Raw genomic sequence first — 23,225 nt, 5'->3', positions numbered from 1 at the left:
TGAGAAAGCTTAGACAGCCGAATTCTTAAATGGTTATGTACGAATTGCTTCGTAGCAATCGGGATGCCATCGCTGTTCGCGATCAAAGGTTAAATAAATCACTGGTTTACGTTGTTTTATTTCGGCAAATGCACGGCTTTTGTCGTCCGGATGTGGGCGCGATTGTGCGTTTCTGGACACCGGTGGTTGATTGGGACTAGAAAACACTGTCAAGTCCCCAAAAGTGAAGAAATCCTCTAACCTGCTCATAATAATGGAATTAAACTTGGGTGCAATTGGCGTGTTGTTTTGCTGGAACCGGTACAATAGATATAGAGAACCGTTTCATCTTCATCATGAAGAAGCCACCTGCACCGCCCTCCCGCTAAATCGCCTAAATCATTTGGAAAGAGTAATTTATCTTAAATATTGACTAAGTACCTTTATTTGGAGGAATTTAGCCAAAGTGGGGGAGACGGTTCCGATGTCAGCTCCCGGCTGCGCGGTATCAGAAGCCCCTGGGCATCGAGGCCGCGAAAGGAGGAATTGAAACGGCAGAGAGGTCTAAGTCTATTTATTTAGAAGAATTTAGATAAAATCCCGGGGTGACTACGAAGAATAAAATCCCGGGGTGGTGACTACGAAGAAATGGTCCTCGTAGCCAGGTTCACGATCACCCTGTCATCCGGGGTTTTGGTTGTCGAGCCGTCCGAGCCGGGATGGTACTCGATCCGCATCGTCGTTGCGTCGACGACAATCCGCAGGTAGCCATAGTCGGTGTCATCATAGCTGTTCAGCGTCAGCTCGCTGTCGATCGGATACGGCGTTCGGATCGGGTTCCCGCTCGAATCGCTCTGCAGGCTGGTGACGCCATGACCGCCGCAGCCGGCCACTACGTATGGGATCGACATGCCGTTCAACGTGCGGGTAAAGCGCTGGTAGTTGTGCGCATGGCCGGAAATCACTGCATGCGGCCAGAAACCAGCTGCCTCTGCCGCGCTATCCAGGTCAGCAGACAGATTCGGGCTGGGAAAATGTGCTGTCCCGCCCGTGTAAGGAGGATGGTGCACCGCAATAATCACCGCGCCGGCATAGTTTTCCGATTTGCATCGCCCGAGTGCAGCTTTAAGAAACGCTAATTGAACGTCCGTAACGTTCGCCCGCGTGCCGCCCTCGCTCGAGATGACCCCCGGGTCTTCCAGCACGTTGGAATACACCCCGAGAATGCGAACGAAAGGTGCGTCAAAGGTGAAATACACCCCCGGAGCGATCATCGCTGTGCGCAGCAGGCCACCCGCTTCCGGCGTATTCACGGGCGCTTCAGCACAGAAGTTGCGCAGAAAGGCATCGAGCGTCGGCGCAGGATCGCCGGTGTAGACCACTCCATCATGATTGCCGGGAATGGCAATGATGGGGGCCGGATACAGGCGGTATGGCTCGTAGAACTGATCGTAGTAGTACTTGGCTTCACCAAAGCTGTACACCACGTCGCCGAGATGGAAGAAGAACGCCGGCACATTCGCCGGATCTGTCTCGTTGAAATCGGCGACCATCTTGTCGGCTACTTTATCTTCGGTCAGCGGTCCTTTCACGCTGCCCGTATCGCCGACGGAATGAAAAACGATCTGCTTGGCCTGCTGGATCGCATTAGCCTTGGCGCCTTGGTCGTCGTAGACATCTGTCAGCGACAGGATCGGCTCTGCAGCTCCGCCGCGCGGCGGCGGGATGGGCTGCAACAACTTACTGTTGACCTTGTTGTACAAATTGTTATCGGAAGGGTGGGGCACTTTGAAGGATGTAGGATCCGGGCTCGGCTGTGGCTGCGCGAATACAGGGGTGTCGCCACTTGTTGACGGCGGCGTTGGAGAAGGCTTGGGCGCAGGAGTCGGCGGCGGGGTGGGATGAGGTTTTTTTGCGGGATGAGATGGCTTGTGCGGATGTTTGGAGGAAGTCTGCTTTGCCATAGCTATGTCCTTCCAATAAAGACGCGCAACTCATCATACGCCCGTTCTATGGTGGGAATTTTGAATGGAGCGTGACATTTTTAATTTGGGTTAGATGTCGCAGTTTGGCATTGTGACTGCTAATTATTTGGGTGGAACCAAAGAAGTCTCTTGTTTTATGAAACGAATTCATTCATTTGTAATCCATACGGAGTATGCGGCTTCGCTGAAAAGCGCGTCAGAATAAAGCACATGCGCTTTGCGCAGCCCGTGCAGGGAGGCCCAGGATGATTTCACAGGATCATGCGTTACGTCAGTTCTTCCACAATGTCGTAGCCGAGTGCTACGACGAACATGTAGGCATCAGGGACGGCGAGGTCACAACCTACATTGCAGATCTGCTGACGGACTTCTGTATCTCTGACCGCCTCTATCCCATTCGCGATGTGGCGGGACGCCCGGTGAAGGAAGTGGGCGAGATGCTGCTCGCCTCCGACCCCGTTCACGGGAGCGCGCCCTCTTTCGACGCGGAGCGCGAGATTCGCAAACACATTGGCGACTACGCCCTTTTCTGCACTGGCATGTATCCGGAGTCGGTGCACAAATGGCGTGAGAACGAAAACGCCAACCTTTACGACATGATTCGCGCCGGCAAGGAGAGCTACTATATCGTCTCCACTTTCGACCTGTTTGAATATGCAGTGGAGGCGCCGCTGTTTGGCCGCCTGTCTGAGGCTTTCGAAAGCTGCATGTACGGGTTGAACCAGGTGCGCAGCGAACTGGAACGCAGATTGCCCGGGACAGTGCCACCGAGCGGGGCCCAGAAATTTCTAATGTAAGAAGCAAATCGGGCAAGAACGAAGGCCGCTGCATTCGCAGCGGCCTTCGTTTTGGAATGAATGGGTTGCTCAGACCTGCATGATTTCGGCTTCTTTTTTCTTGCTCATCTCGTCCATGCGCTTGATTTCTTCGTCTGTCAACTTCTGTATTTCTTCGAGCGAGCGCTTTTCCTCGTCTTCGGAGATTTTTTTGTCCTTGGCTGCCTTCTTGATGAGATCGTTGCCATCGCGGCGAATGTTGCGGACAGCAGTCTTGTGCTCTTCAAGCACCTTGTTCAGATGCTTGACCACTTCGCGACGGCGTTCCTCCGTCATGGGCGGAACCGGCACGCGGAGAAGCTTGCCGTCGTTCTGGGGATTGAAGCCGAGATCAGAGGTGCGAAGTGCTTTTTCGATTTCGCCGATGACGCTGGCGTCCCACGGCTGGATGACGATCATGTTGGCGTCTGGAGTGGTCACTTGCGCGAGCTGGTTGATCGGCGTATGCGTGCCGTAATAGTCGACCTTCACCTGGTCGAGCATGCCGACCGAAGCGCGTCCGGTGCGTGTGGACGCGAGGTTCGTCTGGAAATCGTGCACAGCTTTCTCCATGCGGACCTTGAGCTGGCTGTGTGTATCCTTGAGCGCCGGTATGCCGGCCATTACTGAGACTGCCATGGTTGTCTTCCTTTATCTCGATCCAAAACCCGTATTTTACTTTGTCAGGAGAGCCGCGTCACCTTGACGGAGTGTCAAGCTCACATGCGGCTGTAGGGTACGTTGATTCCGAAGGCGCTCGAAACGCGATCGAGTTCGGCTCGAATTTTTTCCCATTCGGAGAGGGTCTTGGCATCGAGTTGGAGGCTGTAGATGAGGCGCTCTATTTCCTGCGCGCTGCCAATCGTCGTCTCGACGGCGACATCGCTCCGCTTTGTCTTTCTGAATTCGCTGAACATCGAATCGGTCTGTTTTTCGAAACTGGCTACCAGACCCTTGACGTCTTTTTCCTGGCTGGTTCTGCGGATGGCGCTCTTCTTGAGCGCACTGTCAAGGTTCTCGCGGAAAGACTTGGAATCTTCCTTCAGATTCTTCATCAGGGCTTCGACATCTTTATCGCTGACACGTTTCTGCGCATGAAGGCTGGAGACTGCAGAGATGTTCAATAGTCCAATAAGTACAAAAGCACAGCAGCGAAAAAGCGCAGAATGGTTTTTCTTCATCAACTACTCCTTGATTCGCGCAACACTTCCATTACAGATGTATTGGGAAATAGGGACTCTTTCTGGCAATCGAGTGAAACCGGTCCTGTGACCCGTGGCCAATCCCTCTAAATAGAATATTTGTTTCTTGGAATAGTTGCCATTACTCTGGTTTTCAAACCGGACACAAAATGATACCCGAGAAGCGTCTTCCCGTAACATTTCATTCCGCCACCCTGCTGCTGGCCATCGATCTTATCGGCACATTTGTGTTCGCCGTTGAGGGCTCCATGGCCGCGGTACAAAGTAACCTGGACATTCTCGGGCTGATGGTCCTTGCCTTTGCTACAGCACTGGGCGGCGGAATTATTCGTGACGTGTTGATCGGCGCCATTCCGCCCAATTCCATTTGTAACTGGCGGTATCCTGCCGCTGCGTTCGCAGGCGGAGCTATTGTTTTCTTTCAGAGCAGCTTCGTGAATAAGGTTCCGGAGTCGCTCATTACGACGCTCGACGCTGCCGGATTGGCTCTGTTTGCCGCAGCAGGAGCCGCGAAGGCGCTCGATTTCAACATCCATCCTTTCCTTGCAACGCTGATGGGCGGAATTACGGGTGTGGGCGGTGGGACAATCCGCGACGTGCTGCTGGCGCGCATTCCTTCCGTGCTCCGCGCCGATGTGTATGCTGCTGCGGCGCTCGCTGGAGCGGCGGCCATGATTCTGGCTCTTCGGCTGAGAGCGCGTCCCGCGGTGGCCACGACGATCGGTATCGCAGTCTGCTTTACGCTAAGGATGGCTGCAGTGCATAGGCACTGGAATCTGCCCAAAGTGGCCGGTCATTGAGTTGCGGCGGTTACATCCCCGTAGAACTTCCATTGCGTATGGAAGTCTTTCGTTAGATTCTGGCGAGTCAGGCTGGCGCGGATCATCTCAATCGGTATGTTGTTCTCTTTGAGTACAGCGTCATGGAATTGCCGGTTCGTCATTTTGCCGGAGCCGACTAACTCGCGGTGCAATGCATAAATCTGCATGCCGCCCAGCAGATAGGCAGCCTGATAGAGGGGTCCATATTCGCCGCCGAGCGAGCGGCGCACCTCACCCGTGGCAGCCTGCCGCTCGAAGCCGACTCGATCGACCAGGAGATCAATGCATTGCTGCGGTGTCCACTTCCCGAGATGGAAATTGAGGGAAAAGACAATGCGTCCGCAACGATGGCGGCGCCAGGCCAGTGCGCCTACGCGTTCTTCTGGCGTGTGGTCAAAGCCCATGTCCCAGAAAAGCATTTCCCAGTAGAGTGCCCATCCTTCAATGAGGAAGGGTGTGCCGCCGAAGGCCAGGCGATAGGTACGATAGCGGTGCTCCATGAAGCCCTGGAGTTCGTGTCCGGGCATCATCTCATGGAAGACTGTCGCGTGCGACATCGCGATGTTGTTGGCGCGCATTGTTGTAATGCGCTGGTCGTACGACATGGTGTTGGTCGGGTAGGAAATCTGGAGCACTTCGCCGCCGAGAAAGAACGGCGAGACGAGTTGCTGCTGGGGTGGAATCATCCGCATGCGCCAGGTTTCACGAGCCAAGGGCGGCACGGTGACGAGATCGTGCTGGTCGATGAACTCCAGCGCTTCGAGCACGTACTTGCGAGCCAGCTCCGTCTGTTTTCCCGGCTCGACATAGGTGTTCTTTACTTTGTCGAGAGCCTTTTTCCAGTCGTCGCCAAAGCCCATCTCGCGCGATGCGCGAATCATTTCGGCATCGTTCCAGGCGAATTCCTTTTCGGCGATGGCGATCAACTCTTCCGGCGTGTAAGGAATCATGGCAAATTGAAGTTCATGGAGCAAAGCATCTCGACCGATGGCGTGGCCGATGATATCGCTCGTGTCATCGGGGTGCGCATTGGCGATGGACTGGGCATAACCATCTTCATCCTCACCACGCTGTGACGGTTGCTTTTGCTCGCCTGGAGGCGGCTTCAGCCCTACAACCTTCTCCCGAAGGAATTTGCCATAGGCATCCAGAGTTGAATCAGTCGTCTTGTACGGCTCCTCTGCCCACCAGGTGAACATCGGGTCGTAGCCGTTGTAGAACTCAAACCAGTTGTGCAGCAGTTGCCGCAGCGTCGCGACGTGCTCGGCGGCTCGATTGGCGGCCTCACGCTGTCGCTGCGCAGCAGTGCTTTTGGGATCTTCTTTTGTTGCTGCCAATTTCGCTTCCAGATCCTTCTGAGTATTGGCGCATGCATGTTGGAGTTGCGAGAGGCTGGCTGCGGACTGCTTGCCGTCGATCGGTTCCATATCGCGCTGAGCGAAGAACAGGGCGATGATCATGTCGGCGAAAGGTATATATACGGCTGCCTCGTTTTCGAAATGTGTGTCCTCCTCCAGGTGACCGAGCTGGCGCGAGAGATAGTTGCTGAAGAGGATATAGTCGATGCGCGCGGCCTCGCTCAACTTGTCGAAATTGACTTCGGCAAGCACTCCTTGCCACTCGGTGTAGAACTTGCGCATGCGGTCGTGTGTCTGCGGCGCGAAAGGAATGCTGTAAAAGCGGTGCAGGAGTTCCTGGTCGGTTGAAAATCGCTCTACGTAGGGACGGAGTTCACTGGATGCAGTATCAATGCCAACGCTGGGAGCCGGTAGTGTTTTCGAGTCAGGCGATGCAAGTGCGAAGTTGGGCGCTACGAGACCGAGAGCTGCGGCAGAAGGCACACTGCGAAAAAGAAAGGCGCGGCGAGTGGTCATCCATTAACCCCTGATGATGGAATTTCTTCGGAGGAAATAATTGTATACAATTTTTGATTTTTAAAACCCGCGTACATCGGAATGGCCGCGCGAGAGGGCAATCGCGCCCTTCTAGAGACCATAGGCAATTACAAGATCGGACACGCCGTCTTCATCGAAGTGAGCAGAGACGAGTGCCAATGGACGCAAGGCGGGTGATGCCGGAGAGCGACCAGCCCTTCGTCAGGCGGTTGGGATCGAAAAACTGGTCGAAGGGCAATTAATAATCATAGCTCATCCCGAAGTTGTGCTTTACATCGAAAGCCAATAGCTCAGCGCAGTCGAACGGCAGGCCCGGCCCGAAGACCGTCTTCAGCGCAAGCTACATCGGTTCTTGATGAGACGGAATGAGTGCCTCTGTACCTATTTCTGAAATAGGTATTTTGAGTCTATACTTCTTGGAATGGCGAAGAATTCTGAACATCGTGATCTTTTCCCCGGCGCATTGGAGATCATGATTCTCCAATCGTTGCGGCTGAAACCCATGCACGGATATGCGCTGGTGAAACACATCAAGCAGGTTTCTGATGACCTGCTGCAGGTGGAAGAAGGCTCGCTGTATCCGGCGTTGCAGCGAATGCTCAAGGAAGGCTTGCTGGAAGCTGAGACTGGGACCTCGGCCAAGGGTCGACCAACGCGGATTTACCGTCTCACGGATGCAGGCATTCGTCATCTCGAACGTGAGGTTGTCAGTTTCGAGAGGATGTTTGCAGGTTTTACCCGCGTGCTTGCCGCAGCCAAAGCGTAGGAGGTGTCGATTGTCGCGTCTCAGTCAGTTCTTCTCCCATTTCTTCAGGAAGCGCCGCTATGACGACATTTCTGTCTCCATCCAGGAGCATATCGACGAGCGGATCGACGAGTTGATGGATGAGGGCATGTCGCGAGGTGAGGCCGAACACAACGCGCGGCGCGAGTTCGGCAATGTGACGCTCATGCAGGAGCGCAGCCGTGAAGAATGGCAGTGGCAGAGGCTCGAATCGCTGCTGGTGGACTTGAAGCATGTGTGCCGCCGGCTAGGGAGATCGCCGGGATTCGCGATCACGGTGGTGCTCACGCTGGCGATCGGTATCGGAGCGAATACGGCCGTGTTCAGTGTAGTGAACAGCGTGCTGATCCGGCCGCTGCCATACCCTGAGCCGCAGCAATTGGTTGCGTTACATCTGAACGCGCCCGGCGCGCCGGGGCTGGCTGATTTCCGGGATGAACTACGCCTCTCGGCCTCGATGTATCTCACCTTTGCCGCGCATAACCGTGCATTCCAATCGGTGGGCGTATGGCAATCCAGTACAGCAACTATTACTGGCACTGCGCAGCCGGAGCAGGTGAACACGGCACTCATCACTGATGGTGTTCTCCAGACACTCAATGTGCCTGCTACGGTCGGGCAATGGCTTACGGCGGCCGACCAGGACCCACGCGGAGCGCGGCGGGTGATGTTGAGCTACGGATACTGGCAGCGGCGCTTCGGCGGCGATCCGAGTGTCGTGGGACGCACCATCAGCGTTGATTCACAAACGCGTGAGATTGCCGGTGTGATGCCGCGCGGATTCAAGGTAGTCAATTACGATTTTGATCTGCTGGTGCCGCTGGCATTCGATCCTGTACACGAGTCGCTGGCCGGATTTGCATACCACGGCATCGCGCGGCTCCGGCCCGGCGTGACGATCTCGCAGGCCGACGCCGATGTAGCGCGTCTGATCATGGTCTGGATGGGTTCGTGGACGAACGGTCCGGGGATCGATCCGTATTTTTACCTGACCTGGAAGATCACGCCTGCGCTTAAACCTTTGAAGGACCAAGTGGTCGGCAGCGTGGGCAATGTATTGTGGGTGGTGATGGCGACGATCGGCGTGGTGATGCTGATCGCGTGCACCAACGTTGCCAACCTGCTGCTGGTTCGTGCGGATGCCCGCCAGCAGGAACTCGCGGTGCGCGCCGCGCTGGGTGCGGGAAGGTGGCGAATTGCGCGCGAGCTGCTGGTGGAAAGTGTGACGCTGGGCCTGTTAGGCGCCGCGGTCGGCGTGGGAGTTGCATATGTGGGGCTGCGCCTGTTGACGGTGATAGGGCCGGAGAATCTGCCGCGCCTGAGTGAGATCTCGCTTGACGGCCGATCGTTCGCATTCACGGTGATCTTGTCAGTGCTCTCCGGGCTGTTGTTCGGGTCCATTCCTGTGCTGCGTTATGCGCCTTCGCAGCAATCCGTGCCGCTGCTTGGTGGTGCTGTGCGGACATCGAGCGTGAGCCATGAGCGGCAGCGTGGACGCAACCTGCTGGTGGTCGCGCAGGTAGCCATGGCGTTGGTGCTGCTCATCAGCGCGGTGCTGATGATCCGAACGTTTAATGCGATGCGCACTGTCGATCCGGGCTTCTCTGGTCCTGAGTCGCTCCAGGTGATGCGCATTTCCATTCCGGGGACGCTGGTTCGCGACCCGCAGATAGTCACGCGGATGCAGAACGACATTCAGGACAAACTCGCCGCGATTCCTGGCGTTGCCTCTGCTGGCTTCGCCGCTTCTGTTCCCACGAGTGGAGCTGAACCGAACTGGAACGAAATCACCATCGAAGGGAAAAACTATGCAGGCGAAGAGCCTCCCTTGCGCCTGTTCAACTACGTGTCGCCGGGTTATTTCCATACCGCGGGCACAAGAATGGTTGCCGGGCGCGATTTCGCGTGGACGGACATATACGGCCTCAGGCCGGTAGGGATCCTGTCTGAGAGCCTTGCTCGCGAGCTATGGGGATCTGCTCAGGCGGCCATCGGCAAACGGTTCCGCGAATGGCCGGCTATGCCATGGCACGAAGTGGTCGGGGTGGTCCAGGATGTGCGAGAGAACGGCGTCGACCAGATCTCGCCCGCAACCGTGTACTGGCCTTCGATGATGCATGACATCTACGGTCCTGGATCTTTCGATGCCAGGCGCACCGTCTACTTTGCAATGCGCAGCAATCGTGCCGGGACACAAGCCTTGATCAACGAAATGCAGCAGGCCGTTTGGTCAGTGAATTCGAACCTGGCGGTGGACTCGATCAGAACGATGCAGGATATCTACGGCGAGTCGATGGCGCGTACCTCGTTCACGCTCGTCATGCTGGCCATTGCTGGAACGATGGCGTTCGCTCTCGGCATCCTCGGCATCTACGGCGTGATTTCATACGCGGTTTCTCAGCGTACGCGCGAGATTGGCATCCGCATGGCGCTGGGTGCGAAGAAGAGCGAGCTGGCGTGGATGTTTGTTCGCTCAGCGCTGGTGCTTACCGGTGTCGGTACTGCTGTCGGACTGGGTGCAGCAGCCGGACTCATGCGCCTTATGCAAACATTATTGTTTGGCATCAGCCCGCTCGACCCGGTCACATTCATCGCTGTGCCGGTAGTTCTGGTCGCTGCAGCTGCGCTGGCAAGCTATCTGCCGGCGCGCCGCACTGCTGCTATTGATCCCGTCGAGGCGCTTCGAGCTCAGTAACCCGGGCAACTGGATCTTCAGCTGTTGCCAATTGCATCTGCTCAACTGTTTAGATGCCCCAACCCCCTACTGGTATGAAGGAATAAAATCGCTGCGAGGGTCTTGATCTCGATTATTGTTGAATACCCCAAGGGGGTATGGGCATGTATACTAGCGGAGAGATCAAAAGCATGGAAAACACAATCAAACTTTCCATTGAAGGGATGCACTGCGGAGCTTGTGCGCGACGGGTGACGAATGCGCTTGCCGGGGTCGATGGCGTTCGTGTTGACTCTGTGGAAGTTGGCTCAGCACAGATCAAGTTCGACGCCACAAAAACCTCACCAGACGAGATCACGGCCGCTGTGGATCGCATTGGGTTCACGGCTCGGGTTGATGACGGTTTCGGGGAGTAATCGATGGCGAAAGCTTTAGAAGACGGGGTCGTAAGCGATAGAGATGCCGCTTCGACTGGCACTCTCGAACGGGTCAACATTCCGGTCACGGGCATGACCTGCGCCGCATGCCAGTCTTTTATCCAAAGGACATTGGCAGGTGAGTCTGGAGTCCAGGACGCGACCGTCAATCTCATGTTGCACAATGCGACCGTGACCTTTGATCCGCGGGTGATCACACCTTCCGGGCTGGTCGAGAAGATTCGCAGCACGGGCTACGGCGCCGAATTGCCGGTAGCGAATGAATCGGTTCTCGCCGCACAGGAGAAGAATGACGAAGACCAGCTGCGCGAGTATCAACAGTTGCGCTGGAAGGCCTGGGTCAGTGTTCTGGCGGGCGTCATCGCCATGGTTACCTCCATGCCGCTGATGAGCATGTCGAGTGCGGGAGGCCTCCAGAGCATGAAGGACCCGTTCATGAGCTGGTCCATGCGGGCCCTCGATCCAGCATTGCGCAAAATGGCGCCATGGCTGTATTCCGTCAGCGACAACAGCATACGCTGGTTCCTTTTTGTGCTCTCCGTATTCATCATCGGCTGGGCTGGACGTCGATTTTACGTCAAGGCGTGGTCAGCGTTGCTGCACAAGACGGCGGACATGAATACGCTGGTTGCGCTGGGAACGGGTGCCGCATTTCTTTATTCCGCAGCCAACACCATGGCGCCGGGCTTTTTCCTCGCGCACGGCATCGCGCCTGATGTTTATTACGAAGCGGGCATTCTGATCATCGGACTCGTCCTGGTTGGCAACACTCTGGAAAGTCGAGCCAAGGGCCGGACTGCTCTCGCACTGCGCAAGCTGGTGCAACTGCAGCCGAAGACCGCACGCGTGCTCCGAGAAGGTCTGGAGTCTGATGTGCCACTCGAAGCAATCCAGCGCAGCGACATCATCCTCGTCCGTCCTGGCGAGCGCATTCCAACAGATGGCGAAGTCATCTCGGGCAAAAGCAGTGTGGACGAGTCGATGCTAACCGGCGAGTCGCTGCCCGTCGAAAAGGAAACGCAGGATCGCGTTATCGGGGGCACTCTCAATCAGCGTGGGTCGCTCCAGTACCGTGCCACCATGCTGGGCGCCGAAAGCACGCTGGCACAGATTGTACGGCTCTTGCGTGAGGCCCAGGGATCTCGCGCGCCGATTCAGCATCTTGCAGATCGCATCAGCGCCATCTTCGTGCCATCCGTGTTGGCTCTGGCCATCGTCACGTTCGGAGCGTGGCGATTCTTTGCTCACGGTGCGGGCACGATGCAGGCCTTTGCCGCGGCTGTCACTGTGCTCGTAATCGCATGCCCGTGCGCTATGGGCCTGGCCGTTCCCACCGCTGTCATGGTGGCGACCGGACGCGGAGCAGCGTTTGGATTGCTCATCAAGGGAGGCGAAGCGCTCCAGCGACTGGAAAAGATTGATACTGTGGTGCTCGACAAGACGGGGACTATCACGGCAGGACGTCCAGAGGTCACAAAGGTGGTGCTCAGCCCGTCGAGTAGCTTTTCTCAGGATCGGGTCCTTTCCGTCGCTGCGGCACTCGAGCGCGCCAGCGAGCACCCGTTGGGTGAGGCCGTCGTTCGCCATGCAACGCAGAACGGTCTGACGCTGCAGCGGCCGGAGGAATTCGAGTCGCTGACGGGTCAGGGCGTTGTGGGAATCGTTGAAGGGCATGCAGCCCTGATCGGCAATGTGAAGCTGATGCAGGGGCACAGCGTCTCCGTCGCGCCGCTGACTCGGGCTGCTGATGAGGCGGCAGAACAAGGCCGGACGCCGCTGTGGGTATCGATCGACGGCGAACTTGCAGGAATGATTGTCGTCGCTGATACAGTCAAGCCAACCTCGATCGAGGCCATTCGTCGACTGCATCGCGAAGGCCTGCACGTAGTGATGCTCACCGGCGACAACGAACGGACCGCGCACGTTATCGCCCGCGAGGTAGGGGTGGATGACGTGATTGCCGGCGTGCTGCCGCAAGGCAAAGTGGATGCCATCCGGCGTCTGCAGGAACAGAGGCGGTCGGTTGCCATGGTCGGCGACGGCGTCAACGATGCACCCGCATTGGCGCAGGCGGAAGTAGGCATCACCATGGCGACAGGCTCTGACGTCGCTATGGAAGCCGGTGATGTCACGCTCATGCGCAGCGATTTAAACGGGGTGGCAGCCGCGATTGCGCTGTCGCGCGGCACCATGCGAGTTATGCGCCAGAATCTGTTCTGGGCTCTTGCGTATAACGTCATCGGTATTCCGATCGCAGCCGGAGTTCTGTATCCCGTTTGCGGGTTACTGCTCAGTCCAGTGCTGGCCAGCGCAGCGATGGCTTTCAGCTCATTCAGTGTCGTTACAAATAGTCTGCGTCTGAGCCGGTTGAAACTTACGTAAGGAGAGAGTTATGGCTACCAGGAAAACTACATATTGTCCCGCTCCTTCTTCTGGAGGCGAGATTCCGATCGCGGGGCGGAAAGCTGTAGGAGTCGACGCTGAGATAAAAGCCTCCAACCTGCGCCGCCTTAGCCGTATTGAGGGTCAGGTGCGCGGGATTCAGCGCATGGTAGAAGGGGACAGGTATTGCGCCGATATTCTGATGCAGATCTCTTCTGCGCAGGAAGCGCTTCGCGCCGTCGCTCGCTCTCTGATGCGCAACCACCTGACGCATTGTGCGAGTCATGCCATCACGAGCGGTTCAGAAGAAGAGAAAGAGGCCATGTACGACGAGCTGCTCGAAATGATTTATAAGAACGCTCGCTAGAAAGCCCACAACTGCAGGGGTCCCCTCATGGGGAACCCTGTCCCGATTGAATATTGCGGAGTATGTCTGGATCGCAAAGAGCGATGTTACTGACAAGTGATACCCGAAGAACTTGCTTGCTCATGCGCGTGGTATGAAGAGCGTACAAGCGGTCCGGACTCGACGTGGCGGAAGCCCATCCTGAGCGCTTCCTGTTTCATGAAGGCAAACTCGTCCGGCGCATAGTACCGCGCTATTGGGAGATGATCCTTTGATGGCCGCAGATATTGTCCGATGGTGAGTACGTCGGTCCCGACGGAGGCAAGGTCGCGGTAGACCCGGAGTAATTCGTCCATCTCTTCACCGATGCCGACCATGACTCCGGATTTCGTCGTGATGGTCGAATCGAGTTCTTTAGCGTATTCGAGAAGGCGCAGCGTTCGCTCGTAGCGCGCTCCGGAGCGGACGGCGCGATAGAGACGCGGCACTGACTCGGTGTTGTGATTCAGGATTTCCGGACGGGCCTCTACAACTATTCGGATGGCTTCTTCATTGCCCTGGAAATCGGGGATCAGAACTTCGACCTGGCAGCCGGGTGCCTGCTTGCGAATCTCGTCGATCACCATGGCGAAGGCGCGTGCGCCTCCGAGAATATCGTCATCACGATTGACGCTCGTGATGACGGCGAACTTTAGTCCCAGAGTGGCAACGGCCTCGGCTACGCGGCGGGGTTCATCGAAATCGATGGCGTCGGGGCGTCCTTTGGGCACCGCGCAAAAACCGCAGCGGCGAGTACAGGTGTTGCCGAGCATCATGAAGGTGGCAGTGCGATGGTTCCAGCATTCGCCGATGTTGGGGCAGTGCGCCGATTCGCACACCGTGTGCAAATTCAGGCTGCGCGCCAGCTTCTTCAGGTTGTGATAGTTATCGCCAACTGGAGCGCGTGCCTTCAGCCAATCTGGTTTAGGCGCGGGTTTACGAGGAGCGACGTCGATCTGTATAAGTTCGGCAGCAGTACCCATGGCAACCCTTTATTGTACGGGATTTGCTAGTGCTGCATGCCCATGCTGTCTTTTGAAAGGGGCAGCGTACTGAACGCAAACTGTTTGTAACTTCTAGGCTCCAGCTTCGACGCGCCCTCCCTCACATGAAAGGCTCGGTCAATCGCAACATTCGTAAAGATCTGCGTGGTTTGTGAGACAGGCCAATAAATTTCAACCTTCTCAATTGAAGCTGCTTTTCCAATACCGATATGTTGACGGAGTGGATTTCCTCCGAAACTGGAACCGTATCCAACGGTGCGATAGACGTGTCGTGTTGTGCCCTGGTCTTTGAAGGTGAGAGCGATACGCGCACCGAATGCCGCCCGGTTCGTCTGAACGCCCTCAAGCTCCAAAGTGATCCAGTGATTCCCATGCCCGGGGTTGCGGTAAAGAACGCTTTGATAGCTGTCTCCCGGCAGCGCGCCTCCCATCCCTTCGAAAACATCTTCGTTTCCGTTGTTCTCGATGTCGCCGAAAGCAATGGAATGTCCCTTCTGCAAGTGCCCGAATCCACCGGATGTCGTGACATCCTGAAAGACCTTGCCTTCATTGTTGCGAAACATCTTGTTCGGCAGAAGAGCCTGATAGGAAGGAGCTCCGGTACCAAGATAGATATCGAGCCAGCCATCGTTATCCAGATCGCCGAAGTTTGCACCCATAGGCAGAAGCGCGCGATCGAGGTGCATGGCCTTCGTTACGTCGGTAAATGTTCCATCGTGATTGTTGTGATAGAGGCGCGGCAATTCGCCGTGAAATGGCTTGCCCATCTCGAAATCGGCCACATCGTTCATGGAATCGACCCAATACCCCGACACATAAATATCTGGCCAGCCGTCGTTGTCGTAGTCGAAGAACCAGGTAGCGAAGCTCTTGAGTGGCTGCGCCACTCCCGCTTGTTCCGTCACATCTGTAAACTTCCATTGATCGGCTCGCGGGTGCTGTGGGTCGCGCGGGCCGTCGTTGCGGAACAGATGATTGGCGCCCCCCAGGACCGAGACATATAAGTCAGGGAAACCGTCATTGTTGAAGTCACCCCATGCCACGCCTTTCACGAAGCCGAGATTTGCCAGTCCATTCGGTGCTGCGACTTCAGTGAATGTGCCGTCGTGATTATTGTGGAAGAGCTGCGAAACATGCGGATTTCCCGGAGTTGATTCGACGCCGACGAAAAGATCGAGCCAACCATCGTTATCAAAGTCTGCCCAGGCTGCGGTTTGAGTAGGATGCACGGAAAGCAATCCTGCTTCTGCGGTCACATCATCAAATGTTCCGTTGCCATTGTTTCTAAGCAAAGACATGGGATATTCGCCATATTTGCCCCACCATCCGCCGCGCAACACGAGCACATCGGGATAGCCGTCATTGTTGTAATCCGCTTCCACGATGTTCAAGCCGCCCACTTCACCAGTGAGCCCGGCCTGCCGCGTGCGATCGCTGAAAGTGCCATCTCCGTTGTTGTGAAAGAACCGCAACTGCTCCATGGGCGCTGAAGACGAAATCATCAAGTCAAGCAGGCCATCCCCATCGAAGTCGTCAAGGATCACTCCGCCAGCATGTCCAACCATGGCCACGCCCGCCTGTGGCGCAACATCCAGAAAATCTCCGATGTCGTACTCGGATTTGAAGAGGTCCGCGGGGATGAGCCATTTTGCCGGAACACCCTGGGGATATTTCCCCAGTTGCATGTAGGCGATGTTCAGCAACCAGCGCCCCGCATCATCCTTGGAGTCTTCATCAAGTATTTCTGTGAAGGTCTTCACTGCTCCTTCAGCGCCGCGTGTGAGGGAATGTATCCCTGAACCTTGAATCGGAAAGATGCAGGACTTCTGCCCGTGCATGCTGCTGCAGTTCTCCTGCTCGCCCAACCGAAGATAGGAGAGCGCAATGAAAAGCTCCAATTGTTTGTCTACCTCGGTGGGCAAATGAATATTGCGGCCTTGGCAACTCTTTGCCAGGTCCTCCAGCGTGTGCAAGGCGTCTTCACTATTTCCCGCGCGCAACTGCTCTTTCCCCATCTCCAGCCGAACGGTTACTTCCTGTTCAGGAGTTAAATTTTTCTCTAATAGAGCGCGGTAATATACAACTCTCTGCGCAGGTTTGTTCGGATCGGCCTTCCAATCGTTCTGTTCATAAATCTGGCGCAGCAGCGCGGCCATTTTCTTTGTGCCCGCGGATTGATATGCGCTGCCTTGTTCGCTTGCTTGCGGCAAAGCGGAAACTGCCAGAAAAACCACAGCCCAAAAGAGATGAACCCCGCGAGGCATGCATGGAACTTTAGCATTCTAGAGATGGAGATTTCTATCGCAGCCGCTCGATGACCTGCGGGCGGACCAGATAGAGAAAGAAGATCAGATTCACTGCGATCATCACGATGAGCGGAGTTTGATGAAAGCGAAATAACATGTAAACGCCGTAACACATCGAAAGGAATGCCGCAGCCAGAGAAAGCGCCCAGCCCCATCGGCGCTGTCGCAGAAGTCCACTCGAGGCGGCAGCGAAGAATACACACAGTAAGATGGCCACCCTCGGCAATTGATGCGCGATAACACCGTATAGCCCGATGCCGCAGAGAATGAACATCCAGAGAGCGACTGCAGCCATCCCAGGCAGCGGGCCCTTGATTTGTTTTTGATTCGTCGTCATAGCGTGTGCAAGTAGGCGAGCAATGCCTGCAACTGCTCGTCATCCATCGAATTTCCCATCGCGGGCATCATGCCGCGTCCATGTAGGATCAGGTCGGTTACGCGATCATCGTTTGCCGGAGCACCATTGCGAAGATACTTTCTCCGAAAGAGGCCGAACAACCCTGGTCCGTGCAGGCCCGAGTCGCGATCTGCATAGTGACATCGCGCGCAGTGGCCGGCGAAGACCTGCTGTCCGTGTGCTTCCTGCGGCGTCAGCTCGTTCAAAGGCTTTGAGGGAGCAAGTTTCGGTCCGCATCCGACTGCTGCGAGCCCCGCCGCTGCCATCAGCGAGACGATGCCTAAAAGATGTCTCTGAGTATGCGACAAGGCTACTGCCATGATAGCAGCGCGTAGCCGGCGTTAGTTCGCAGCGGCAATCGCGGCTACAACATTGTCCATGGCTGCGCGCGTGGTATCGGTTACGGGCGAGTGGTCGTTACAGAGGATCGAGAACACCAGCGTGCGTCCGCTTGCTGCTGTCAGATAGCCGCTCAATGCATGGACTTCGGCCAGGGTTCCAGTCTTTGCAAATACCTTTCCCTTTAACGGCGGCTGTTTGAATCGGTTCTCCAACGTGCCGTCGACTCCGCCCACCGGAAGAGAGTCGCGATATACAGCGCCCCAACTCTGGCGCGTTGCGTAGCTGAGCAGAGTGGTTGCGGCACGAGGCGTGATGACGTCCTGTGGAGATAGGCCGGAACCGTCGTAGAAGAAGAAATCATCCGGCTGCACTCCCGCTGAGACGAGGAACTGCCGCACCACACGCGTTCCCTGAACAACGGAGCCGTCGTCGCCTTCAGCTTTGCCCAGGAGACGCAACAATATCTCAGCGTGCAGGTTCTGACTGACTTTGTTGACCACCGTTACGATCTGGCTCAAAGGCGGAGATGTGCGCTCCGCGACGATGCGAGCACCCGGAGCCAGCGGGATAGGATCTGGCTGGCTGGAGTTCATTGGTTTGAGGGCGAGCGACTGCTGCGCTTCCTTTTCGAAAATTTGTGTGTCGCCGGAAAGTCGATGACTCGCCTGTACGGTGTTACTCACAACAACACCGTGCGCCGTGAGTGCTTGCGCGAATTCATCTCCAGCGGTCTTGGCCGCATCCTGTACGGCGATGGCGAAGGTAGCGGGTTTGCTGCCCGCTGGGATCGTTCCGTAAGCTCGTAGAAATGTCTGGTCGGGTTGGCGATCGAGGCCGAGGTGCTGTTGTGATCCAGCCGGGGAAGTTGTGGTGTCGTTCTTCAGATTCGCTGAATCGTCCGGGAGAAGTGGATTCCAGGTAGCGATGGCTGCGTCTCCTGCTGCGGCGCCGGAAGCCAGCGTCAGGTAGCGGACGTTGTCGTTGACGGTCAAGGCAGAGACGGGCGCCCCATAGTCCCATTGAAGGTCGTCTTGCGCCCATCCCTGGCCGTAGCGCTCCCAGGCGAAGACTGTGTCATCGGCGACGATGGTTCCATCCAGGGAGCGGATTCCGCTGGCGGCTACCTGCGCAGCCAGATCGTCGAGGGCGCGAAATAGCTGATTGGGATGCTCAGAGTGAGGGGAATAAGGATAGATCCTGTCGGAAATGGTAGGATCGCCGCCGCCGATGAAGCGAAGAGAGCCGCGCAGCTGTCCGTCGGATGAAACAGGCCCTTCGGCGACAACGTAGGTCTTGATGGTGAAGTCAGGTCCGAGCAGTGCCAACGCTGCAGCGGTGGTGAAGAGCTTCGCGTTCGAAGCAGGCTGGAAGTACTGCTGATCGTTCAGGGAGTAGATGGGTTGACCTTCGAGCGTGACCACTGAGATTCCCCAGTGCGCTCGAGCTATAGCTGGAGCGCTGAGGATCGCCGTAATGGTCTGAGCCAAGTTGGTGGGCTTTGCTTTGTCGTGTGTTTTGGCGAAGGCGGAGGCGCTCAAGAGGCCGGTGAGACAGAGAAACAGGCAGCGCGTCATCGCTTGAGTTCGAAGGATTGTCACCATGAGTGTCCTTGGGGCGAAGTGTAGCATTACCTCGTATGCCCTTCACTCGACGGAGCGAATTCCTCTGGCATCTGCGCACGCGATCGCTGGCACTGGGTGCGAGGACACTGGTGATGGGCGTGCTGAACGTCACGCCGGATTCGTTCTCCGATGGCGGTTTGTATCACGACGCGAACGACGCCATTGAGCATGGGCTGCGCATGCTCGATGATGGTGCGGACATTCTGGATATCGGCGGCGAGTCGACGCGGCCTGGCCAACCGGAGAACTTGTCCGCAGCTGCCGAGCAGGAGCGCGTGCTCCCGGTGCTTGCCGGGATATTGACTGCGCGTCCGGAGGCGGTGATCTCGATTGATACCTACAAGGCTTCTACGGCACACGTTGCGGTGGATGCGGGCGCCGAGATCGTCAACGATGTGAGTGGGTTTCTGTGGGACAGCAAGATGGCTGGCGTCTGCGCACGTCTCGGCTGTGGTGTGGTCCTGATGCACACGCGCGGTCGTCCTGATGAATGGAAGTCACAGCCTCGGCTTGTTTCCGACGAGGTTTTACCTTTGGTAAAGCGGGAGTTGAATGAGCGGCTGCAGGCTGCACTTGACGGGGATGTTCCGCCGGAGCGGATCGTGCTTGACCCGGGTTATGGGTTTGGGAAGCGCTTTGATGAAAACTACGCGCTGCTTGGGCGTCAGGAGGAGTTGCTGGAACTGGGGCAACCACTGTTGGCCGGGGTGTCGCGGAAGTCGTTTCTGGCTCGGACGCTGAGGGCGCTTCACGGCGGAGCAGACGCGCCGATGGAGGATCGGCTTTATTCCACTCTTGCAGCTACCACCGCAGCGATTCTCGCCGGGGCTGACATTGTTCGGGTGCATGATGTGCGTCCAGCCGTCGAGGCGGCCCGCATTGCGGACGCTTTGCTGGCGTCTGTTTCCCCACACTTCTCGGAATAGTTAAGCTTTTATTCTTAGTGGCTTGCGATGATTCAGGCGGTAGGCAATCCAAGAGCCTGCCGGAGGTGTTCAAAGGCAATACGGATGTCACTCGCCGTAGCCTCAACTTTTGGAACAGCTTTGCTCCAGTCTCCGTCGATCAGGTTGCCAACTTCCTCTTCCAAGTTTCCAATCACCGATCCCAAGTTCTCGACGGCGTTTTGAATCTTTTTACTGTCTATGAGATTCATGGTGGCTGCAGGCTCTTGCTCGCTATGGCAGCCCATTGTCAGGCCTGCAACTGGCAGTAAGACGGCAAATTGACGGCGATTCATGGTCGATATCTTACTCAACGCCGAGATCCGATTCAGTGCTTTTCGCGCTCGTTGCTGTCATGGATGCGGCTGGCTTCAAAGCTGACGATCTTCCATTGCCCGAAACGCCGGTTGTAGACGCGAGTGTAGCGGTATTTGCCGCTGATGTCGCTGGCTCCGTTCGTGCCGGCGAGGTTGGCTTGGGAGGTGACGACAGCGGTATCGCCATAGATGCGAACCTTGAGATCGTTCAAATCCAGGGTAGTAATGTGTAAGGTTCCAGCGCGGCGCAGGGCGAGGGCCTCGGGCTTGGTCTCGATCGTTCCGCTGGCGCTGATGCCGATGTAGTCATCGGCGAGGAGGCGGTCCATGACGGCCACGTCATTGCTGAGCTGGGCTTGGCGCCACTGCATTTCCAGGGTTTCGATTTCCTTGTGCAGCTCATGGTTTGGGTGATGGGGAAGGGCGGCAAAGGCGGGCTGAGCAATGGCCCAGAGGAAGAAGCACAACATCAACAGGCACACGCCGGGGGGTGCCGAAAGCGGTGTCCGGACGCGGAATTGTCTTCCCATCTGCGTACTGGATGGTAGTCCGCAGCGAAAGTACGAGTCAAAAAAAATGGCCAGACGTGCGGTTTTCAGCTTTGAAAGGCGCATTCTAGGAACTGGACGGGGAGGGGCTGACATGCTGTTGTTTGCGATGCAGCTCGGGCCCGGGAATGTTAGGTTTCGTTCCAAATGATTTAGACGACAGCGGTCAGGTTTTCGACCGTGCGCTCGCGCATGAGTTGGTAGAGGCCGGCAACGGCATATTGCTTAAAGTGGGAAGTAGCGCGGTGAGCATCGAGCGATTTGCCATCCTTGTATTGCTCATAGATAAGGACCGTGTTTGGGTCTCCATCGACCCAGTGGGGGATGTAGGAGACGCATCCGGGTTCCTGGCGTGAGGCCGTGGCTAATTTTTCGAGTATCTCGGAGATTTGCGGACGGTCTTCGTCGGCAAAACGCATGCGCACTGTGAAGCTGACCATAAGTTCAGGGCTCAAGCTAGAAAGTACGATAAAACGTTTGGCTAGGGAAGTGTGAAAATCTCCCGCACCGTTGCGGACAGGATTGATGCGGGTTTCGTTGCCTGAAGAGACTCAAAATGAGCCGGAATTCAGCAGGAGCGCGACGGTGTCCAGCAGCGAAACGGGATGCACCGGCTTAGCGAGGATCTCGAAGATGTGTCCTTTTTTCGCAGCCTCTTCTGCAATTTCCGTCGTGCCTGGCTGGCCGGAAAACAAGACGAGACGGCATGACGGGTAGTTGGCCCTTAATACGATGGCGAGGTCGATTCCATTCATGTGGGGGAGTACAACATCGATGATTGCCACATCAGGTCGCCACTCTGCGATGATTTCAATCGCCTGCTCGGCCGAATACGCAACCCGCGCCTCATATCCACGCTTCGAAAATACAATGGCCAGTGTATCGGAGATCCTGGGTTCGTCATCGATGATTAAGACTCTGTAGGTAACGGTAACGCCTGACATTTTAGACCCTCGGAAAAGCGCGAAATTCGCGAGTGCAGCGTGCGCAGATTGGTTGGCCTGGAAGGGACATATCCGGCGAAGGAAGATCAGAATGGGCTGCAATCGTTTTCTTGAGATGGGCGTAAGATAAGCGCCGGATCGGAACTCTCTCCATCCAAATCGCTTGACATTCAGCTGCTCGCTCTTTTGCAGTCTTAAGCTTCGGCATTCCCGGGGACCTCTCCGACCTGTTCCTACGATGCGGAAAAGTTCCTGCTAGTATACCTGCTAGGAAGTTAAGTTATTGATTTCATTGGAGCAATTGCACCGATGAAAGGCCCGAAGCCGTGGAGTGGCAATGGTCGCCCAACAAGCTCGGTCTCCGGAGTGGTCCGATCGGATTCGACGATTGCTCGGAGACTTAAAACTAACCCAGGCCGGGCTTGCGGAACGACTCGGCATCTCGCCGGCGACCGTTTCGCGATGGCTACAGGGCAAACTCGAACCAACGGCTGAAACCTATATCGCACTGGGAAATCTTGCGCGTACGCCAGACGGGATTTATTTCTGGGAGCGCGCGGGAATGGAAACTTCAGACCTCCCCGACGCGAACTTGCGTCGCGCACTCTCTTCGGTGCAGGTAAGGCTTCAGGATTTCAAGCTGGTTGCGAGTCGAAAGATCTCCCGCCAACTATCCGGAAAGGGGAATGCGGTAGCGATACCCCTGCTGAACGTGACAGCCTATGGAGATCAGATTCCGCCGCAGCAGAATGTCAGCCTGTCTGAAGTTCAGGTGGAAGATGTTCTTTTGGCGCCGCTTTCCTGGTGCCCGCATCCCGAAAGCATGATCAGCATGCACTTGTCGGGCGACTCGATGTACCCGATCATTCCTCCCGGTTCGATCATCTTTGTCGACACTGCTGTTACGGATCGCGAGACCCTGAACCGACGGCTCACCGTCGTTTCTCACCGAGACCTGGGATTTAAAGTTGCCCGTTTCCAGCGGCTTTCCGGTGCCGATCTGCTGGTATCGGTGAATCCAAAATGTCTGCCGCTGGATGTCAGCAACGTGTCCAAGTGGAAGGTATTCGGAGAAGTTCTGTGGTGGGTGACGAGGGACGAAAAGCCAGAATGCTGATTTCAGCAGAACTCACAGAGTTTGGTCCGGGATATACAACAAACAACATTCTTTGTGAGTGATGAAGTAACTGAAAGAGGTATCGTCGAAGACAGAGGAAGATATGGCTGAGTTACTGCGCTCCCAGATTGCTACGATAGTTATTTGCCTACGAACGTAGCCATTTACAGGCATAGTTCCGCTTTCTGGGCCAAATTCCTCACAGGCCCCAACCTATTCCAGGGACAGTCCGAGAGTTCTTTGAGACCTTAGGCGAGTTGGCGATTGCAGCAAATCTGGCATCCCGTCAGAGATGACTTGCGTTGTGCTTCCTCAGAACGCCGCC

At 56.3% G+C, this 23,225-nt stretch carries 22 protein-coding genes; 9 read left to right on the top strand and 13 right to left on the bottom strand.

Translation table 11 applies throughout. The features are described from left to right. Positions 1-617: 617 nt before the first annotated feature. On the bottom strand, positions 618-1,943 hold the full coding sequence (locus H7849_RS19595) for a metallophosphoesterase family protein (protein ID WP_186741777.1): 1,326 nt from the start codon (positions 1,941-1,943) through the stop codon (positions 618-620). Positions 1,944-2,209: 266 nt separating this feature from the next. On the opposite strand from H7849_RS19595, the gene H7849_RS19590 reads away from it, so the two are divergent. After that, positions 2,210-2,761, top strand: a complete 552-nt coding sequence (locus tag H7849_RS19590; RefSeq protein WP_186741775.1) for a hypothetical protein — start codon at positions 2,210-2,212, stop codon at positions 2,759-2,761. Between the two features lie 69 nt (positions 2,762-2,830). On the opposite strand, the gene frr is transcribed toward H7849_RS19590, so the two are convergent. Both frr and H7849_RS19580 read right to left on the bottom strand, forming a co-directional pair. Beyond that, positions 2,831-3,418, bottom strand: coding sequence for a ribosome recycling factor (frr, locus tag H7849_RS19585; protein WP_186741773.1), 588 nt, complete (start codon positions 3,416-3,418; stop codon positions 2,831-2,833). An 80-nt stretch (positions 3,419-3,498) separates the two neighbouring features. Continuing rightward, positions 3,499-3,960 carry a hypothetical protein gene (locus tag H7849_RS19580; RefSeq protein WP_186741771.1) on the bottom strand — a complete coding sequence of 154 codons (462 nt, stop codon included), beginning with the start codon at positions 3,958-3,960 and terminating at the stop codon, positions 3,499-3,501. Between the two features lie 170 nt (positions 3,961-4,130). Between H7849_RS19580 and H7849_RS19575 the strand changes: the two genes are divergently transcribed. Further along, positions 4,131-4,781, top strand: a complete 651-nt coding sequence (locus H7849_RS19575; RefSeq protein ID WP_186741770.1) for a trimeric intracellular cation channel family protein — start codon at positions 4,131-4,133, stop codon at positions 4,779-4,781. On the opposite strand, the gene H7849_RS19570 is transcribed toward H7849_RS19575, so the two are convergent. Next, entirely contained in the window at positions 4,775-6,676 is a 1,902-nt protein-coding gene (locus H7849_RS19570) for a DUF885 family protein (protein WP_186741768.1), read from the bottom strand. The genes H7849_RS19575 and H7849_RS19570 overlap by 7 nt on opposite strands. 442 nt (positions 6,677-7,118) lie before the next feature. Between H7849_RS19570 and H7849_RS19565 the strand changes: the two genes are divergently transcribed. From H7849_RS19565 to H7849_RS19545, 5 genes are all read left to right on the top strand, one after another. Next, positions 7,119-7,463: a PadR family transcriptional regulator gene (locus H7849_RS19565; protein ID WP_186741766.1), complete on the top strand. Its 345-nt coding sequence runs from the start codon at positions 7,119-7,121 to the stop codon at positions 7,461-7,463. 10 nt (positions 7,464-7,473) lie between these two features. Further along, positions 7,474-10,176 (top strand): ABC transporter permease, encoded by a 2,703-nt coding sequence (locus tag H7849_RS19560; RefSeq protein WP_222439690.1) that lies wholly within the window; start codon positions 7,474-7,476, stop codon positions 10,174-10,176. A 170-nt stretch (positions 10,177-10,346) separates the two neighbouring features. After that, positions 10,347-10,571: a heavy-metal-associated domain-containing protein gene (locus H7849_RS19555; protein ID WP_186741762.1), complete on the top strand. Its 225-nt coding sequence runs from the start codon at positions 10,347-10,349 to the stop codon at positions 10,569-10,571. Between the two features lie 3 nt (positions 10,572-10,574). Then, on the top strand, positions 10,575-12,974 hold the full coding sequence (locus tag H7849_RS19550; RefSeq protein ID WP_186741761.1) for a heavy metal translocating P-type ATPase: 2,400 nt from the start codon (positions 10,575-10,577) through the stop codon (positions 12,972-12,974). Positions 12,975-12,984: 10 nt separating this feature from the next. After that, positions 12,985-13,341 carry a metal-sensitive transcriptional regulator gene (locus tag H7849_RS19545; RefSeq protein ID WP_186741759.1) on the top strand — a complete coding sequence of 119 codons (357 nt, stop codon included), beginning with the start codon at positions 12,985-12,987 and terminating at the stop codon, positions 13,339-13,341. 86 nt (positions 13,342-13,427) lie between these two features. On the opposite strand, the gene lipA is transcribed toward H7849_RS19545, so the two are convergent. From lipA to dacB, 5 genes are read right to left on the bottom strand one after another with little or no spacing between them, the layout of a single operon-like run. Beyond that, entirely contained in the window at positions 13,428-14,342 is a 915-nt protein-coding gene (lipA, locus tag H7849_RS19540; RefSeq protein WP_186741757.1) for a lipoyl synthase, read from the bottom strand. 26 nt (positions 14,343-14,368) lie between these two features. Continuing rightward, the gene (locus tag H7849_RS19535) at positions 14,369-16,627 is read right to left on the bottom strand and encodes an FG-GAP-like repeat-containing protein (RefSeq protein WP_186741755.1); all 2,259 of its coding nucleotides are present in this window, start codon (positions 16,625-16,627) and stop codon (positions 14,369-14,371) included. Positions 16,628-16,661: 34 nt separating this feature from the next. Next, entirely contained in the window at positions 16,662-17,006 is a 345-nt protein-coding gene (locus H7849_RS19530; RefSeq protein ID WP_186741753.1) for a DUF2127 domain-containing protein, read from the bottom strand. Next, positions 17,003-17,386: a c-type cytochrome gene (locus H7849_RS19525; RefSeq protein WP_251106364.1), complete on the bottom strand. Its 384-nt coding sequence runs from the start codon at positions 17,384-17,386 to the stop codon at positions 17,003-17,005. Before H7849_RS19525 ends, H7849_RS19530 begins: the two co-directional genes overlap by 4 nt. Positions 17,387-17,407: 21 nt before the next feature. After that, positions 17,408-19,009, bottom strand: coding sequence for a D-alanyl-D-alanine carboxypeptidase/D-alanyl-D-alanine endopeptidase (gene dacB / locus H7849_RS19520; RefSeq protein WP_186741751.1), 1,602 nt, complete (start codon positions 19,007-19,009; stop codon positions 17,408-17,410). 35 nt (positions 19,010-19,044) lie between these two features. Here dacB and folP point away from each other — a divergent pair, with 35 nt between their 5' ends. Continuing rightward, complete coding sequence (gene folP, locus H7849_RS19515; RefSeq protein WP_186741750.1) at positions 19,045-19,956, top strand: dihydropteroate synthase; 912 nt, start codon at positions 19,045-19,047, stop codon at positions 19,954-19,956. A gap of 32 nt (positions 19,957-19,988) precedes the next feature. Here folP and H7849_RS19510 read toward each other — a convergent pair whose 3' ends face one another. The 4 genes from H7849_RS19510 to H7849_RS19495 all read right to left on the bottom strand — a co-directional run bounded on the left by H7849_RS19510 (position 19,989) and on the right by H7849_RS19495 (position 21,783). After that, complete coding sequence (locus tag H7849_RS19510; RefSeq protein ID WP_186741748.1) at positions 19,989-20,270, bottom strand: hypothetical protein; 282 nt, start codon at positions 20,268-20,270, stop codon at positions 19,989-19,991. Positions 20,271-20,302: 32 nt separating this feature from the next. Beyond that, entirely contained in the window at positions 20,303-20,905 is a 603-nt protein-coding gene (locus H7849_RS19505; RefSeq protein WP_186741746.1) for a nuclear transport factor 2 family protein, read from the bottom strand. 86 nt (positions 20,906-20,991) lie between these two features. Further along, entirely contained in the window at positions 20,992-21,279 is a 288-nt protein-coding gene (locus H7849_RS19500) for a putative quinol monooxygenase (protein ID WP_186741744.1), read from the bottom strand. A gap of 111 nt (positions 21,280-21,390) precedes the next feature. Further along, a complete protein-coding gene (locus H7849_RS19495; RefSeq protein ID WP_186741742.1) occupies positions 21,391-21,783 on the bottom strand; it encodes a response regulator in 393 nt (130 codons plus the stop codon). 337 nt (positions 21,784-22,120) lie between these two features. On the opposite strand from H7849_RS19495, the gene H7849_RS19490 reads away from it, so the two are divergent. After that, complete coding sequence (locus H7849_RS19490) at positions 22,121-22,900, top strand: S24 family peptidase (protein ID WP_186741740.1); 780 nt, start codon at positions 22,121-22,123, stop codon at positions 22,898-22,900. The last annotated feature ends 325 nt before the right edge of the window (positions 22,901-23,225 follow it).

This window comes from Alloacidobacterium dinghuense, assembly GCF_014274465.1.
GTDB lineage: Bacteria > Acidobacteriota > Terriglobia > Terriglobales > Acidobacteriaceae > Alloacidobacterium > Alloacidobacterium dinghuense.
The sequence above is the reverse complement of the archived record's forward strand: the minus strand, read 5'-3'. Positions and strand labels throughout refer to the sequence as shown.